Genomic DNA, 16189 nt, shown 5'->3' on the forward strand with positions numbered 1-16189 from the left:
TGCGCAGGTGCGGGGTGGATAGTGCGGATCACGCGGCCGGTACATGTCGCAGTTCCACCGGCCGCGTGATCCGTACTAACCCGAGAGGGCGCGTACGACCGCCGAGGGGCTGGGGCGGCCGAGGTGGCCCGCGAGCCAGGTGGAGGTCTCGACCAGCGCGTCGAGATCGACCCCGTGCTCGATGCCGAGGCCGTTCAGGAACCAGACCAGGTCCTCGGTGGCGAGGTTGCCCGTCGCGCTCTTGGCGTAGGGGCACCCGCCGAGACCGCCGGCGCTCGCGTCGTACGTCGTGACGCCGGATCGCAGGCCGGCCTGGACGTTGGAGAGTGCCTGGCCGTAGGTGTCGTGGAAGTGCAGGGCGAGATCGCCGACGTCGGTGCCGGCGCCGCGGAACGCCTCGACCAGAGCGGTCACGTGGCCGGCGGTCCCGACGCCGATGGTGTCGCCGAGGCTGAGCCGGCTCGCGCCGAGGTCGAGCAGGCGGCGCCCGACCGAGACGACCTGCTCGATCGGCACCACGCCCTCCCACGGGTCGCCGAAGCACATCGAGACGTACGCCCGGACGTCGAGCCCGGCGTCGCGGGCACGGCGTACGACGGGCTCGAACATCGCGAACTGCTCGTCGAGGGAGCGGTTGAGGTTCTTGCGTGCGAACGTCTCCGTCGCGCTGCCGAAGATCGCGACGTGCCGGCAGCCGAGCTCGAGCGCCCGGTCGAGACCGCGCTCGTTGGGCACGAGCACCGGTAGGTCGCGACCCTCGTCACCGAGCATGCGCATCAGGTCCTCGGCGTCGGCGAGCTGCGGCACCCATGTCGGATGGACGAACGAGGTCGTCTCGACCATCCTCAGCCCGGCGGCGAGGAGGCGCCGGATCAGCTCGGCCTTCACCTCGGTGGGGATCAGGCCGGCCTCGTTCTGGAGCCCGTCACGCGGACCGACCTCGTAGATGGTGACGCGCGCGGGGAGACCCTCGGCGGGGACGGTCATCGGCAGGTCAGTCATCGGCGGCCACCTCGACCACGAAGAGGGTCTCGCCCAGTGGCACCTGCCGGCCCGCGCCGGCCTCGACCCGGGTCACGGTCCCGGCGAAAGGCGCCCTCAGCGACAGCTCCATCTTCATCGCCTCCATCATGCCCAGCACCTGACCGTCCTCGACCCGGTCGCCGACGGCGACCCGGACCTCGAGGACGGTGCCGGGCATCGGTGCGGTGATCGTGCCGTCGGACGCGGCGACGTGGTCGGCGAGCCGGTCGGGACCGGTCAGCACGAACCGCTGCCCCCGGTGGCTCACCTCGACGATGTCGGGCTGGACGTTGATGACCGCGCGCTCGCGGTGACCGTCGATCTCGAGCTCGAGCGTGTGGTTCTCGGCGTAGAGCTCACGCACCGGTACGCCGTCGACCGTCCCCCTCGCGCGGTCGACGACCACGTCGCGGTCGAGCTCGACGAGCGTCGGCGCGGGCGGGCCGCCGAGCCGGAAGCCGTCGGCCTGGAAGGGATGCCCGGTGTCGAGCGCGGCCAGCATCGCCGACACCCAGGCCGCCATCGCGCGAGGGACCCGGGCGTCCGGGGCCGGAACCTCGTGGTCGTCCAGCCAGGTGGTGTCGATGGTGGCGTCGCGGAACTCGTCGCTCGCGGCCAGTGCCCGCAGGAAGCCGGCGTTCGTGGTCAGGCCCAGGATGGCCGTCTCGTCGAGGGCCGCGACGAGCGCCCGGCGCGCGGTCTCGCGATCGGGTCCGTGGGCCACGATCTTGCCGAGCATCGGGTCGTACGACGTGCTGACCACCTGGTTGCTCTCCAGTGCATGGTCCACGCGGACATCGGTCGGCCATCGCACCAGAGACGTCGTCCCCGCCTGTGGCAGGAAGCCGCCGAACGAGTCCTCGGCGTACACCCTCGCCTCGATCGCGCAACCTTCCGAGGTCACGGCCTCCTGGGTGAACCCGAGCGGCTCGCCGGCCGCGACCCGCAGCTGCTCCTCGACCAGGTCGAGCTCCCGCCCCTCGACCCGGACGGTCGCCTCGGTGACCGGGTGCTCGACCTGGAGCCGGGTGTTCATCTCCAGGAAGTAGAAGTCGCGAGTGGCGTTGTCGAGCAGGAACTCGACCGTGCCGGCGTTGGTGTAGCCGACCTCCTTCGCGAGCGCGACGGCTGCGGACGTCAGCCGGTCCCGCAGATCGGCGTCCACGGTCGGGCCGGGTGCTTCCTCCAGCACCTTCTGGTGCCGGCGCTGGGTCGAGCAGTCGCGCTCGAAGAGATGAACCACGTCACCGTGCGTGTCACCGAGCACCTGCACCTCGATGTGGCGGCCCGACTCCACGAACTTCTCGACCAGCATCGTGTCGTCGCCGAACGCCGACGCCGCCTCGCGCCTCGCGGAGGCGAGCGCGTCGGCGTACTCACCAGCGGAGCGCACGACGCGCATCCCCTTGCCGCCACCACCGGCCGCCGCCTTGACCAGGACGGGGTAGGCGAACGTTGCCGGGTCGTCGTCGAGGTCGTACGACGGGACGACCGGCACCCCTGCCTTCGTGGCGATCTCGCGGGCGTGGTCCTTGCGACCCATCGCCTCCATCACGTCGGCGCTCGGACCGACCAGCCGGAGCCCGGCGGCCTCGACGGCCCGGGCGAACTCGGCTCGCTCGGAGAGGAACCCGTAGCCCGGGTGGATCGCGTCGGCCCCACTCTCGACGGCGGCCGCGACGACCGCGTCGATGTCGAGGTAGCTCGGCACGCGCACGGCGTCCTCGGCGCCTTTCACGTGCGGCGCGCGGGCGTCGACGTCGGTGTAGATCGCCACCGTGCGGATCTCCAGCCGCTGGCAGGTGCGAAAGACGCGCAGCGCGATCTCGCCGCGGTTGGCTACCAGAAGGGTGTGGATCATGTGCCTTCTCGTCTCCCTGGGTTTCGACGCGCCCGTTGCGACCTCGTCCCTCGGTCGCAGGGCTTGCGGTTCCTGAGGGCCGAGGGACGAGGCGTCTCGAAGGGCAACCTGGCCTCGCCCACGCTCCGCGTTCGTTCCTCGCGCGTCACTGCGAGTCTCACATCCTGAAGACGCCGTAGGAGGGCGCGGGCACCTGGGCGTGGGCGGCGGCCGCCAGCCCCATCCCGAGCACGCGCCTGGTGTCGGCGGGGTCGATGATGCCGTCGTCCCAGAGCCGGGCAGTGGAGTAGTACGGCGAGCCCTGCACCTCGTACTGGTCGCGGATCGGCTTCTTGAAGGCCTCCTCGTCCTCGGCGCTCCACTCCTCTCCGCGTGCCTCGTACCCGTCGCGCCGCACCGTCGCGAGTACCGACGCCGCCTGGTCGCCACCCATCACCGAGATCCGCGCGTTCGGCCACATCCAGAGGAAGCGCGGGTCGTAGGCGCGACCGCACATGCCGTAGTTGCCGGCGCCGAACGAGCCGCCGATGACGACGGTGAACTTCGGGACGACGCTGCACGCCACGGCCGTGACCAGCTTGGCGCCGTCCTTGGCGATCCCGCCGTTCTCGTACTCGCGGCCGACCATGAAGCCGGTGATGTTCTGCAGGAACACCAGCGGGATGCCGCGCTGGTTGCACAGCTCGATGAAGTGCGCGCCCTTGAGCGCCGACTCGCTGAACAGGATCCCGTTGTTCGCGACGATCCCGACCTCGTGACCCCAGATGCGTGCGAACGCGCAGACCAGGGTGTCGCCGTACAGCTTCTTGAACTCGTGGAACCGACTGCCGTCGACGACCCGCCGGATCACCTCCCGCACGTCGTACGGCGTGCGGGTGTCGGCGGGCACGACGTCGTACAGCGACTCCGGCGACTCCAGCGGGTCCTCCGTTCTCGACACGCCCGCCTCGCTCGCGGCTCGACCACCGGGAGGCGGCAGCGTGTCCACGATCGACCGCACGATCGCCAGCGCGTGCGCGTCGTCGTCGGCCAGGTGGTCGACCACGCCGGAGGTCCGGGCGTGCACGTCGCCGCCGCCCAGCTCCTCGGCGGTGACGACCTCGCCGGTCGCGGCCTTCACCAGCGGCGGCCCGCCCAGGAAGATCGTGCCCTGGTTGCGCACGATCACACTTTCGTCGCTCATCGCCGGGACGTACGCGCCACCGGCTGTGCACGACCCCATCACGCTCGCGATCTGCGGGATGCCCTTCGCCGAGAGGTTGGCCTGGTTGAAGAAGATCCGGCCGAAGTGCTCGCGGTCGGGGAACACCTCGTCCTGCATCGGCAGGAACGCGCCGCCCGAGTCGACCAGGTAGATGCACGGCAGCCTGTTCTCCAGGGCGATCGTCTGCGCACGCAGGTGCTTCTTCACGGTCAGCGGGTAGTACGTGCCGCCCTTGACGGTCGCGTCGTTGGCGACGACCACACACTCGCGACCGTGGATACGGCCGATGCCGGTGACGATCGAGGCGCTGGGCACGGCGTAGCTCCCCTCCCCGTACATCCCGAACGCCGCCAGGGGGCTCAGCTCGAGGAAAGGGCTGCCGGGGTCGAGCAGTCGGTCGACGCGGTCGCGCACCAGGAGCTTGCCCCGGTCGGTGTGCTTCTTGCGCGCCGAGTCGCTTCCGCCACGACGTACGACGGCCAGGTGCTCGCGGAGCTCCTCCACGAGCTCACGCAGGCCGGTGTCGCTCGCGGTCGTCGTCGCCATGACCTCAGGTTAGCGATCATTAACCTGGCGTGCCAGAAATCGGGACTGTGAACAGAGGCTTGCAGACCGAACACGTGTTCGATCCCATCTGAGTATGGGCACTCTCGGATCGACACCATCGGCCAGGACCTGGCCGAGCTGTCGCCCGATGCCCTGCTCGGGCTGGCCGAGCGCTCGGTCGTGGCCCGCCGCGCCGCGGAGATCGAGGACCTCCTGATCGTGGACGCATGGGCCCGTGTGCACTCGTCGGACCCGAGACGTGATCCGGAGACCCGCCGTCGGGTGTGGGCAGAAGATCGCCTGGTGCGCCTCGGCGGCGACGGCACACGCCCGGGTGCGGGAGTTCTCGATCCCGGAGCTGGCCGTCGCTCGAGAGGTGAGCGCGACGGCGTGCGAGCGAGATCTCGCCGACGTGCTGGACCTCATCCATCGACTCCCGAAGGTCTGGGCGCTCACCCGCGAGCTCGCGTGCCCGGTGTGGTTGTCCCGCAAGGTCGCGCGCCTGTCACGGAAGCTGTCCGCCGAGCAGGCGGAGATCGTCGACGCCGCCGTGGCGGAGGCGATCGCCGCCGAGGCGCCCGGGCGGGTCCTGGAGATCTGTGAGGCCAAGGTGATCGAGGCCGACCCGGCCGCACACGCGAGCCGAGTGGAGGCGCAGCGACGCCGGCGATATGTCGGGCTCTCGCGCACCGACGAGTACGGCCTGCGGCACCTGATCGCTCGGATGAACGCCGGCGACGCGGTCTGGATCGACGCGATGGTCGAGCGCGTGGCCGGCCTGATCGCCGACCAGCACCTGAAGCCCGCCGGGACGAGCTGCGCTCGATCGCGCTGGGCTGGCTGGCCCGCCCCACCGAGGTTCTCCAGCTGCTCCCTCGAGGGGCAAGCCAAGGATCGGGGCAACGACGTGGAGATCTCCCGCGCCACCGCGTTCCCCGCCGACCTACTGGATGCGCTGGCAACAGCCGAACCCGAGCGCTTCCGTCCGCGGGTCGACCTCTACGTGCACCTGTCCGCCCTGACCCTCACCGGGCTCACCCCGCCCGTGGCCCGGGTCGAAGGTGTCGGCCCACTGCTCGTCGACTCGCAGCTCTTCACCGGTTGCCGCGTGCGCGCGACGCCGGTGATCGATCTCAACGACCGGCGCGCCCAGGGTCACGGCACCCGCCCCTACGTCTACGACGCCGACGGGCCACCCGGCCAGACCGGCACCCACAACTCCGGGCCACTGGGCCGACGACATCACCGCTGGAAGACCCACGCGGGCTTCACGAGTCGGCAATGCGGTGGCAACCGCTACGTCTGGCGCACACCCCACGGCCGCTACTACCTGGTGGACCACCGAGGCACTCATCGCCTCGACCCCGAGCAGGGCGCCATGATGTTCGACGCCCCTCCGGGCGTGGACCTCTACTTCGCCGACCTCACCTACGACCCGGCCTGATCGACCCCGCTGCCTTCCGACGCTCATGCCGCTGACAGGTGCGTCCTTCCGGTGCCGACGGGTACTAACCCACTGGCGTGCTCGTCGAGTCTCCCCTTCGGGTGAGACACGCTCATGCCCGTGGGCCCGAGCGCGGCGGGCACGCCCCGCAGATACGCCCTCATGCCGCTGACAGGGTGCGTCGATCCGCCGGCTGTCGGGCGCACGGAGACGGGTCTGCGATGCCCTCGCAGTGATTTCGATCTGGCACTTGAGGCCTTGACTTCAAGTTCGCTTGAGATGTCAGGCTGCGGGCACAACTCGAAGGACGGTGGGTTTCGTGAGTACTAGTAGTGCGTTGGATGGCTCGATCTCGGTGGAGGTCACTCTTCAAGGTTTTCGGTCGTGACTGACTTCGCACTCCACCTTGTGGTCGAGGACATCTCGGCTTCTGTCGACTTCTATCAGCGGGCGTTTGGCGCGCGGTTGACGCGCGAGCTGCACCTGCCGGACGGATCGATTGCGACCGCTGATCTGCTGCTGGACGGCGTGCCTGTGGCGCTGGCCGCGCCGATGCCGGGGACGCTGCTGGCTACGCCGCGCTCGACAGGGACATCGGTAGCCGCCTATCGGCTCACCGTCCCGGACGCTGACGCGGCGATGGAGCGGGCGGTCTCGGCGGGCGCGACGGTGCATGCACCGGTGCAGGATGCCTTCTGGGGAGTGCGGACAGGGGAGGTTCTGGACCCGTCGGGCCACCGATGGGCATTCGACCAGCGCCTTCGAGAGGTCCCGGTGGACGAGATCGAGGCGCAGCTCGCCGCCATGTTCGAAACTGCCTGACCGGCCGGCAGCGTCACTCCGCTGCCTGTCGGCGCCGAACGTGGCCACGGACCACATGGCGGGTCACCACGGTGCCTCGGCCGCACGGGGTGGACGCAATGTCCATGTGAGGCCGGTCAGCAGTTGCGCCTCGGAAGCAGGGTCAGTTGTGTGAAAACCGCGCGATGGTCGCTGGACTCCGAGGCTCGAACCCGTGTGCTCCCTGGCATCACCGCGAAGTTGTGGTCGTACAGGATGTAGTCGAAGCGGTGGCTGGGGTGCGCCTCGGGGATGGTGTTGCCGACCCCGGTGCCCCCTTGCTCCTGGGCGTCGAGGAGATGCTGTCGAAGGATCCGCGCGGGGAGGTCGGTGGGAACCGAGTTCAGGTCACCGGCCACGATGTGCGGAGCGGCCATCCCTTGCAGCGCCCGTGCCACGGACAGCGCCTGCAGAATTCGGCTCTGCAGGCCCTCGCTCCCGTCACTGAGGTGCGTCGAGGAGAACGACAGCCTTCGCCCGTCGACCCTCACGATCGCTGTCAAAAGCCCTCGCGGCTCCAGCCCGAAGGTCCCTGGCAGCCGAAGGTTGTGGCTCTCGCCCACGGGGTAGCGCGTGAGGATGGCATTTCCGAAACGACCGCCGTCGTAGAGCAGGTTGGGTCCATAGACCACGTGCAGTCCGGTGGTCGCGGCGAGATACGCCGGCTCGTCGATGCGCGTGCGCAACGTGTCACTGTCGACCTCGTTGAGGCTGACCAGGTCGGGACGGACCGCCTCGATCTCCGCGGCGACCTCGGGGAGGTCGAGATCGCCGGTGTCGCTGATTCCCGCACGGATGTTGAACTGGAGCACCCGAAGAACCGGCAGCCGGCCGCCCTGGCATCCTGCGCGGGGCGTCATCGCGGTCGTCGTCGGCTCGGGAGTCAAGCGACGCGGTGCCACCGACGGGCCAGACGGCGTTGCGGCCGTGGACATCGGTGCGGTGATCACCGAGGCGGAGGGCGAGACCGCCGACGAGCCCCGTGATGCACCAGGCAGCCGGATCGCGACCGCAACCACGCCGGCGGCGACCACGACGATGGCCACTGCGAACCAGAAAGCGTGCCATCGGAACGGGTGGTGCGATCCTGGGTCCTCGGGCACGGCTCCACTGTGCCCTTCGAGCGGTGAGCCTCGAGCCCCGCCGAAACGACTCCCCTGGAAAACCTAAGTCACTTCCGCAAGCAGGGCGTCGACGCGCCGCAGTTCGCCGCGCGGGTGCGCGAACTGTTCCAGGGTCGCAAGCACAAGATCGGTGAGCAGGTGACCTTCGGGTCGCTGACAGCCTCGTGCAAGCTCGCGGATCTGCAACGCGATCCTCGGATGGCAAGCCCATCCCCCAGGCGACATGAGAGCCGACGCTCTCGTCGTAGAGCATGTCTTGTAGACCGAGCCGGTCTGCGCGACGCGGGAGTCGGTGCGTACGACTCGCTCGGAGTCTCGGGTCCGCGGACCTCACCGGGGATGCTGGCGGAGCCAGGCAGGGTGGCGCCGTAGCCAGTCCTCTCCCACGATGTAGGTGCCGCCGTTGATGTGAACGACGCGGAAGTCCACGTGCCCGGTCGAAGGATCTCCCGGCACGGCGCCGGCCTTGACGACGACACCGTCCAGATAAGTGACCATCTCGCCGAAGCTGAAGTCGGACGCGGGGTACTGGACCTGGAGCCAGTGGCCGTCCGCGGTGCGCACCGACGCCGTGGTCATTCCCGGGCCGTCGTGTCCGTTGGTGTAGAAGGTGCGTCCGTCGTACTCCATGGACTGCTGTTTCAGAGTGAGGTCGTACGCCGTGTCGCCCGGCGACAGCATGACCACGAGCTGCCCGACGAAGCCGGAGTTGACCGTCGTGACACTGCTTCCGTCGCGCGTGAGCATCACGTACTGAGGCCGCTCACCTACGATGTGCCAGCCTGCCGGCGGCTGGGGGACGTCGTAGTACTGCAGGTGGACCTCGCCCGAGTCGCCACCGGGCCTGTCGGGACCACTCGATCCACCGTCGCCCGGCTCGAGCGTGTCGACGCGCCCGCTCCCGTGCGGCATCGATGCGAGCGTGACGGCGCCGGCCGTGACCAGGCAGCCGGTGACTCCCACGGCCCAGCGGGTGCGCTTGCGCGCCACGGCGCGGTGACTGCGGCGCAGGTCGGCGTGGGCGTCGAAGGGCCGCGGTTGTCCGGCGGCCTCGTCGAGGAGGTCGTGCAGGCTCTGCATGTCAGTTTCCTTCCGTGATGGTGTAGGCACCGAGCAGCTCACGGAGCCTGGTCAGCGCCTTGGAGTTCTGGGACTTGACGGTGCCCTGAGAACACCCGAGCAGCTGTGCGGTCCCGGCGACGTCGTACTCGAGGAAGTGGCGAAGGACGATCACGGCCCGCTGTCGGGGAGCCAGCTGCCTGAGCGCCTCGAGGATCAGCGAATTCGTCTCGACGTCGACGCGGTCCACGACGGTCTCGAGCGCCCGGTCCGTGACCACCTCCCGACGGCGGTGAGCCCGACGTTGCTCCTTGAGGAACGTGTTGGTCAGAGAGGCGTAGCCGTAGGCGGCCGGGTTGTCGGCGCGCGCGACGCGCGGCCAGGCCATGTACAAGCTCGTCAGGGTCGACTGCACCAGATCTTCTGCCCCTGCGTCGTCCCCGGCGGTCAACAGCCTGGCGGCCCGCATGAAACCTCCCCGGTACGCCGCGACGTACTGGACGAACTCCTCATCCCGCTCCAGGGCGCGCATCCGCCTCCTTCCGTGTCCCCCCGCATGAGCCCCACGACCACGTCAACGGTTGCCCTCACGCCGAGCTCCCGTCACCACTTCGGCTCTAATAAGGCATGCCCACGAGCTCACAGGCGGCGCTCCTTCTCATCGACATGCAGCAGGAGAGCCGGTACGGGATCGAAGGAGTCGAGGAGGCCGTCGCGAACGCACAGATGGTCATCGCGGCGTGCCGGACCGCGGGCGTTCCGGTGGCGTACACCCGGCACGTGAATCGGCGCGATGGCATCGGCGTATCCGTCGGAGAAGTCTTCGATGGTGAGGGCCTTCCGGTGTACTACCGGGCCGGGACCGACGCGATCACGATTCTCGGTCCGATCAAGCCACAGCCCGAGGATGTGGTGATCGACAAGCACCGATGGAGCGGGTTCCACGACACGTCACTCGACATGGCCCTCCGTAGCCTGGGGGTACGCGAGCTCTTCATCGGTGGCTTCACCACCGACTGCTGCGTCCTGACCAGCGTGTACGACGCCTACGCCCGCGACTATCGGGTCAGCCTCGTTGTGGACATGTGCGCGGCCACCAACCTGGGGTCGCACCAGGCCGCGATCCTGATCATGGCGAACTGGGTCTACGGCATCGAGATCCTCACGGCTGCTGAGTTGACGAAGAAGGTCTCGGGTGAGCCGTATCGGTCTTGGAGAGCAACCGCGCCCGACCAGAAGCAGTTCACGGCCGAGAGCCTGACGGCCTCCTACGAGTCGCTGTTCTGAGATGCGCTCTTCCGGCCGGTCAGGCCGCGACGTGCACCGCGGTGCGTGGACACCGGACCGGTAGCCGCGCTGGTGTCACGCCGTCCCGACGTTAACGAGCGCTAACCTCACCCTGTGAACCGGCGCGAGCAGATCCTCGAGACGGCCGCGGACCTGTTCGCCGCGCGGGGGTTCCACGGGGTCTCCGTCGGCGACATCGGCAGGGCATGCGGCATCTCCGGGCCGGCGCTGTACAAGCACTTCGACTCCAAGGACGCCGTGCTGGCCGCGATGCTTGTCGGGATCAGCGAGACCCTGCTCGACGAGGGACGCACCAGGGTCGCCAGGGCGACCTCCCCGCGGCACGCCCTCGAGCTGCTCGTCGCCTACCACACCGACTTCGCCCTGCGGCATCGCTCGCTGATCGTCGTGCAGGACCGTGACTGGCAGTCGCTGCCGCCGGCCGCGCGTGAGCGGGTGCGCCACCTCCAGCGGGAGTACGTCGACGTCTGGGCCGGCGAGCTGCGCCGGCTGCACCGCGGACTCCACACCGACCGCGCCCGGGCGATGGCCCACGCGGCGTTCGGGCTGATCAACTCCACGCCCCACAGCGGCGTGATCGCCGACGAGGCGATGCGCGGGGTGCTCGAGCGGATGGCGATGGGCGCCCTCGCCTGACCCCTCGCCAGGAGACCCGGTCGCGTCCTACCGTGACGACCCGAGGGGGCGGGGGCATGGCACGACACCGAGCGCCGGGTCTGCGACGGCTGGCGGCGGTGAGCGCGGCCTCCGTGATCGTCGCGGCGACCCTGACTGCCACCACCTCCGTGGACGCTCCGGCGGCGGTGCCGCCGGCACCGCCCTGGGCGGGATTCGCGAACGACGCCCGGCACACCGGCGTCGCGCCGGCCTCGCCCCAACCGCTGGCCCACGTCCGCTGGCACGTGCGGGTGGACCGCGACCCCCCGACGTATGGGGACGAAGGTGGCCCGATCGCGCACTACGCCTCGCCGATGGTCACCAGCGGCAACACCGTGGTCGTGCCCACCCGGATCGGTGCAAGCCAGGGCTCCGAGGTGATCGCGTACGCCGGGTCCGACGGCACGAAGAAGTGGAGCCTGCCCACCGACTACACGGTGCCGGTCGGCGCCCAGGACCAGTGGCCGCCACCGATCCCCGCCGGTCTCCTGGACGACCGGCACGTGGCCGTCGCGGCGGCCGGCGGGACCCTGCTCGTCCGGGCCCGGGCCGACCACGACACCGGACGCATCCGGCGCCTCGCCTTCTACGGCATGCAGCAGTGGCGCGCGCACCGTGCCGCCTACCGCAAAGCCGTGCAGATCACGACGCCGCTGACGACGGGTCCGGACGGGTCCGTCTACTTCGGGTTCTCCGCGACGGCGGACGCACCCGGCCGCCTCCGTAGCGGCTTCGCCCGCATCTCGCCGTCCGGCGAGGGCAGCTGGGTCTCGGCCCGGAGGCTCGCCGGCGTCCACGGAGCCACCGCGGTGGCCCTGAACTGCGCGCCGGCGCTCTCGAACAGCGGCCGTACCGGGTACGTCGCGGTGGTCACCGGCACGCGCGGCCGCCTGGTCGCCTTCAACGCCGCCACGCTGCACCCGAGGTACCAGCATCGCCTGCGGGACCCGCAGACCCAGGAGTGGGCGGTGCTCTCCGGCTCGTCGACGGCAGCCCCCACCGTCGGCCCCGACGGGGACGTGTACTTCGGCGTGCTGGGATACCCGCTCCTCGAGCACGACGACCGTGGTTGGCTGCTCCACTTCGACCGCCATCTGACCACCCTCGAACGGCCGGGGTCCTTCGGGTGGGACTCGACCGTTTCGGTGGTGCCGGCGGCGTCGGTCCCGAGCTACGCCGGGACCTCGTCGTACCTCCTGGTGAGCAAGTACAACAACTACGGCGGTGTGGGCGAGTACGGCGACGGCCGCAACGAGATCGCGCTGCTCGACCCGCACGCCACGCAGCTGGACCGGTTCTCGACCGTCCGGGTGATGCGCGAGGTGCGGACCGTCCTCTCGCCGCTTCATCCGCCGGACACGCCGGACGACTACCGCTACGAGTGGTGCATCAACTCCATCGCGGTCGATCCCGCCACGGGCTCGGCGATCGCGAACAACGAGGACGGGCACCTCTACCGGTGGGACCTCGACAGCGGACAGCTCACCGAGTCGATCCAGCTCGGTCAGCCGCGCGGACAGGCCTACACGATGACCGTGATCGGCCCCGACGGGACGTCGTACGCCATCGAGAACGCCGTCCTGTACGCCGTGGGGAGCTGACCGGTCAGAGCAGGTGGGCGATCTCCGCGGCGGGGTCGTCGGCCAGCGCGACGACCCGGGCGGCGCGGACCGCAGCGTCCATGGCGACCGCGAGGTCGTCGGAGGGCACGTCGGGCTCGTCGTCGTGCTCGGTGTCGGTCGGGTCGGACCGGGTCGCGAGCTCCGACTGGAGGCCGTCGGGCGACAGGCCGCGCAGCCGGAGCAGCACCCAGGGGTCGCCGTCGACCAGCCAGGCGACCTGCAGCATCACCGCCAGCGCATGCACGCAGGGGTCGATCCACGAGTCGCAGGGGCAGGCGGAGCCCAGCTCACCGCCGTAGGGCAGGAGCTCGACGCCGGCCTCCTCGGCCTGCTCGACGAGTCGGTGCGGCAGCTCGCCGGCCATCAGGGCCCCCAGGTGACCGGACTCCCCGGCGACCACGTCGACGAAGGCACGTCGGCTCATCGGGTCGAGCTCGGGGACGGTCGCGCGGACCGACCACATCCCGCTCCGGTCGGAGCACGCCGCGACCACCGAGCCGTGGTCGACCGTGATGCCCCCGATGGCGCCGCTGCGCGAGAGCGCACGGGCGGCGTGCAGGTCGCTCTCGCCGTACGACGCCTCCTCGACCGCGCGCACCCAGGCCCGGCCCCACCAGGTGGCGGCTCGTGACGTCGAGCGGCGAGGCGGGATGCGCGAGAAGGTGACCGCCGAGGTCGCGCGTGTGCTCACGGCAGCCTCCGCAGGGAGACCAGGTCGAGCAGCTCCTCGTTGGAGAGCTCGGTCAGCGCGGTCTCGCCGCGCGCCAGCACGGAGTCGGCCAGCGAGCGCTTGCGGCGCAGCAGCTCGGCCACCCGCTCCTCGACCGTGCCCTGGGTGATCATCCGGTGGACCTGCACCGGCCTGGTCTGGCCGATCCGGTGGGCGCGGTCGGTCGCCTGGTCCTCGACGGCGGGGTTCCACCAGCGGTCGAGGTGGACGACGTGGTCGGCGCGGGTCAGGTTGAGGCCGGTGCCGCCGGCCTTGAGCGACAGCAGGAACACCGGCACCTCCCCGGCCTGGAACGCCGTGACCATCGCGTCGCGCTGCCGCACCGGCGTACCGCCGTGCAGGAACTGGTGGGGGACGCCGCCGCGGGTCAGGTGGTCCTCCAGCAGCCTGGCCATCGCGACGTACTGGGTGAAGACCAGCACCGAGGTCTCCTCGGCGAGCACGGTGCCGACCAGCTCGTCGAGCAGGTCGAGCTTCTCGGAGCGTCCGCCGAGCCGGCCGCCGGACTGCTTGAGGAAGTGGGCCGGATGGTTGCAGATCTGCTTCAGCCCGGTCAGCAGCTTGAGCACGAGGCCGCGCCGGGTCTCCTCGTCGGCCCGCTCGATGCGTGCCATGGTGTCGCGGACGAATGCCTCGTAGAGCACGACCTGCTCGCGGGTCAGACCGAGGAGGTGGTCGGTCTCGGTCTTCTCCGGCAGCTCGGGCGCGATGCCCGGGTCGGCCTTGCGACGACGCAGCAGGAACGGCCCGATCAGCCCGGCGAACTGACGCGCCTTGGTCGGCTCGCGCCCGGACTCGATCGGACCTGCCCACACCTTGCGGAACGCCTGCCGGCTGCCGAGCAGCCCCGGGGTCGCCCAGTCGAGGATCGCCCAGAGCTCGGTCAGGTTGTTCTCGACCGGCGTGCCGGTCAGGGCGACGCGGGCCGACGACGGGACCGCTCGCAGCGCCCGGGCGGTGGCCGAGCGGGCGTTCTTCACGTGCTGAGCCTCGTCTGCGACGACCAGCCCCCAGGGCACGGTCGCGAGGAGCCCTTGAGCCTGATGGTCCCGGCGCAGGGTGCCGTACGTCGTCAGGACGAAGCCGGGGTCGGGCCTGCCGTCGGTCGGGGTGAGGTCGTCGAGCGACCGCTGCCCGCCGTGGAAGCGGCGTACCTCCACCCCGGGCGCGAACCTCCGCACCTCGGCCTCCCAGTTGCCCAGCAGGGAGGCAGGGCAGGTCACCAGGGTCGGGCCGGGCCGGCTCGCCGCTCGCTGCAGGTGGAGGGCGATCAGGGTGACCGTCTTGCCGAGCCCCATGTCGTCGGCCAGGCAGGCCCCGAGCCCGAGGGAGGTCAGGTGTTCGAGCCAGGTGAAGCCCTGGCGCTGGTAGTCGCGGAGGACTGCGGCCAGCCCGGGCGGGGTCGGCAGCGGCGGAGCAGTCGCGGCGCCGAGGAGCTGCTCACGCACCGCGAGCAGGCTGGCGCCGACGACGACCTCGGCCGGGGCGTCCTCGATCTCGACCGTGCCGGTGAGCGCGGCCGCCACGGCCTGCGCGGGTGGCACGGTGCGGATCAGACGCTTGCGCGCCTTGCGCGCGATCGCCGGGTCGACGACGGTCCAGCCGCCGCGGAGCTTCAGCATCGGCGAGGACGCCCGGGCCAGCTGGTCCATCTCCTGCTCGGTCAGCGGGTCGCCCCGCAGCGCGACCTCCCAGTTGAAGGCGAACAGCGCGTCGCCGCTCAGCACGCCTTCGACCAGCTGCCCCTCACGCGTGCCGGGGGCTCGGTCGAGCGTGGCGGTGGCGCTCAGGTCGCGGCCCAGGCTGCGGGGCCACAGGACGTCGACGCCGATCGTCCGGAGGGCGGCGACACCGACGTCGAGCAGGCTGACGAGATCGTCGGTGTCGAGGGTCAGCTCGTCGGGCACCCGCTGCTCGAGAAGCCGCTCGAGGGGAGGCCAGGCGCGGGCCGCGTCGCGCAGCGCCAGGCTCGTGTGCGTGCGGGCGCGGTCGCCGAACCCGTGCACCGACGACGGGTCCTGCCACAGGCTCGCAGCGTCGCACACGTGGAGCGGATCGCGCTCGTCGTGCACCTGGAGCACCAGCCGGCACGCGCCCGCGACCAGCTCCTCCTCGTCCGCCTCGACGCGGAGCGACAGGGTCACCAGGTGGGGCAGGTCTGACCGCTCGCCACGATGACGGGCCACGAGCACCTGGAGCCGCCGGGAGAACGTGCCATCCGCGGGACGCGGGGCCGGCACGGGAGTCGTCGCCCGCGCGGCGGCTTCGGGTGAGCCTCGCGGCATGGCGTCGACTACGGCGTCGACCACGCGGCGTACGACGATCTCGGCAGCGTCGGCGGGCACCCCGTCGTAGGCCCGCGACTCGGCCAGCCGCCGCAGCCGGTCGGTGTCGGCCGGGTCGAGGGCACCGAGCCGCCAGACCCCGTCCCCCGGCTCGAACTTGCCGGCCGCCACGAAGCGCATGCCGAGCAGCGAGGCGGCCGCGAGCAGGGCGACGGACGGATGCGCGTCGTCGGCGGTGCGCGACTTGGCCAGGACCGGGAGCGCGGCCCGGATCGGGAGTGTGATGGTCCGCCGGTCGTCGGTGAACTCCACCGTCGCGTCCCGCGGCGACTCGGCGGCGTGCAGGGTCGCCGGCCCGGTCAGCGGCACGAAGCTCACCGGCACCTCCTCACGTCACGCCGGCCCCGCCATGAACCTAGCCAGCGCCACCGACGACGGGTGCCCGAGGAGCGCTCGGGAATGGGAAGGGCCTCGCAGGAGTTGCCG

At 70.8% G+C, this 16189-nt stretch carries 13 protein-coding genes; 5 read left to right on the forward strand and 8 right to left on the reverse strand.

Annotation, left to right across the window (positions count from 1 at the left end):
* Window positions 1–75 precede the first annotated feature (75 nt).
* The 3 genes from VGK78_RS12125 to VGK78_RS12135 all read right to left on the reverse strand — a co-directional run bounded on the left by VGK78_RS12125 (window position 76) and on the right by VGK78_RS12135 (window position 4634).
* Complete coding sequence (locus VGK78_RS12125; RefSeq protein WP_331527897.1) at window positions 76–1002, reverse strand: hydroxymethylglutaryl-CoA lyase; 927 nt, start codon at window positions 1000–1002, stop codon at window positions 76–78.
* Window positions 995–2884: an acetyl/propionyl/methylcrotonyl-CoA carboxylase subunit alpha gene (locus VGK78_RS12130; protein WP_331527898.1), complete on the reverse strand. Its 1890-nt coding sequence runs from the start codon at window positions 2882–2884 to the stop codon at window positions 995–997. Before VGK78_RS12130 ends, VGK78_RS12125 begins: the two co-directional genes overlap by 8 nt.
* 157 nt (window positions 2885–3041) lie before the next feature.
* Window positions 3042–4634 carry a carboxyl transferase domain-containing protein gene (locus tag VGK78_RS12135; protein ID WP_331527899.1) on the reverse strand — a complete coding sequence of 531 codons (1593 nt, stop codon included), beginning with the start codon at window positions 4632–4634 and terminating at the stop codon, window positions 3042–3044.
* 259 nt (window positions 4635–4893) lie between these two features.
* Between VGK78_RS12135 and VGK78_RS12140 the strand changes: the two genes are divergently transcribed.
* Both VGK78_RS12140 and VGK78_RS12145 read left to right on the forward strand, forming a co-directional pair.
* Entirely contained in the window at window positions 4894–6078 is a 1185-nt protein-coding gene (locus VGK78_RS12140; RefSeq protein WP_331527900.1) for a hypothetical protein, read from the forward strand.
* Between the two features lie 384 nt (window positions 6079–6462).
* The gene (locus VGK78_RS12145) at window positions 6463–6900 is read left to right on the forward strand and encodes a VOC family protein (RefSeq protein WP_331527901.1); all 438 of its coding nucleotides are present in this window, start codon (window positions 6463–6465) and stop codon (window positions 6898–6900) included.
* Between the two features lie 116 nt (window positions 6901–7016).
* Here VGK78_RS12145 and VGK78_RS12150 read toward each other — a convergent pair whose 3' ends face one another.
* From VGK78_RS12150 to VGK78_RS12160, 3 genes are all read right to left on the reverse strand, one after another.
* Entirely contained in the window at window positions 7017–8021 is a 1005-nt protein-coding gene (locus VGK78_RS12150; protein ID WP_331527902.1) for an endonuclease/exonuclease/phosphatase family protein, read from the reverse strand.
* A 351-nt stretch (window positions 8022–8372) separates the two neighbouring features.
* The gene (locus VGK78_RS12155) at window positions 8373–9122 is read right to left on the reverse strand and encodes a hypothetical protein (protein ID WP_331527903.1); all 750 of its coding nucleotides are present in this window, start codon (window positions 9120–9122) and stop codon (window positions 8373–8375) included.
* A gap of 1 nt (window position 9123) precedes the next feature.
* Complete coding sequence (locus tag VGK78_RS12160; protein WP_331527905.1) at window positions 9124–9633, reverse strand: SigE family RNA polymerase sigma factor; 510 nt, start codon at window positions 9631–9633, stop codon at window positions 9124–9126.
* Window positions 9634–9728: 95 nt separating this feature from the next.
* Between VGK78_RS12160 and VGK78_RS12165 the strand changes: the two genes are divergently transcribed.
* The 3 genes from VGK78_RS12165 to VGK78_RS12175 all read left to right on the forward strand — a co-directional run bounded on the left by VGK78_RS12165 (window position 9729) and on the right by VGK78_RS12175 (window position 12667).
* A complete protein-coding gene (locus tag VGK78_RS12165) occupies window positions 9729–10388 on the forward strand; it encodes a cysteine hydrolase family protein (protein ID WP_331527907.1) in 660 nt (219 codons plus the stop codon).
* Window positions 10389–10502: 114 nt separating this feature from the next.
* Complete coding sequence (locus VGK78_RS12170) at window positions 10503–11045, forward strand: TetR/AcrR family transcriptional regulator (RefSeq protein ID WP_331527908.1); 543 nt, start codon at window positions 10503–10505, stop codon at window positions 11043–11045.
* A gap of 56 nt (window positions 11046–11101) precedes the next feature.
* Window positions 11102–12667, forward strand: a complete 1566-nt coding sequence (locus VGK78_RS12175; protein ID WP_331527909.1) for a hypothetical protein — start codon at window positions 11102–11104, stop codon at window positions 12665–12667.
* Window positions 12668–12671: 4 nt separating this feature from the next.
* Here the strand turns inward: VGK78_RS12175 and VGK78_RS12180 are convergent, their stop codons facing one another.
* Entirely contained in the window at window positions 12672–13379 is a 708-nt protein-coding gene (locus VGK78_RS12180; protein WP_331527910.1) for a hypothetical protein, read from the reverse strand.
* Window positions 13376–16081, reverse strand: a complete 2706-nt coding sequence (locus VGK78_RS12185) for a DEAD/DEAH box helicase (protein WP_331527911.1) — start codon at window positions 16079–16081, stop codon at window positions 13376–13378. The genes VGK78_RS12180 and VGK78_RS12185 overlap by 4 nt, the downstream gene beginning before the upstream one ends.
* Window positions 16082–16189: the final 108 nt, after the last annotated feature.

This window comes from Nocardioides sp., from assembly GCF_036503465.1.
Taxonomy (GTDB): domain Bacteria; phylum Actinomycetota; class Actinomycetes; order Propionibacteriales; family Nocardioidaceae; genus Nocardioides.

Coding starts and splice junctions, on each gene's coding strand:
- VGK78_RS12125 (WP_331527897.1), bottom strand. CDS start 1,002: ATGACTGACCTGCCGATGACCGTCCCCGCCGAGGGTCTCCCCGCGCGC.
- VGK78_RS12130 (WP_331527898.1), bottom strand. CDS start 2,884: ATGATCCACACCCTTCTGGTAGCCAACCGCGGCGAGATCGCGCTGCGC.
- VGK78_RS12135 (WP_331527899.1), bottom strand. CDS start 4,634: ATGGCGACGACGACCGCGAGCGACACCGGCCTGCGTGAGCTCGTGGAG.
- VGK78_RS12155 (WP_331527903.1), bottom strand. CDS start 9,122: ATGCAGAGCCTGCACGACCTCCTCGACGAGGCCGCCGGACAACCGCGG.
- VGK78_RS12160 (WP_331527905.1), bottom strand. CDS start 9,633: ATGCGCGCCCTGGAGCGGGATGAGGAGTTCGTCCAGTACGTCGCGGCG.
- VGK78_RS12165 (WP_331527907.1), top strand. CDS start 9,729: ATGCCCACGAGCTCACAGGCGGCGCTCCTTCTCATCGACATGCAGCAG.
- VGK78_RS12175 (WP_331527909.1), top strand. CDS start 11,102: ATGGCACGACACCGAGCGCCGGGTCTGCGACGGCTGGCGGCGGTGAGC.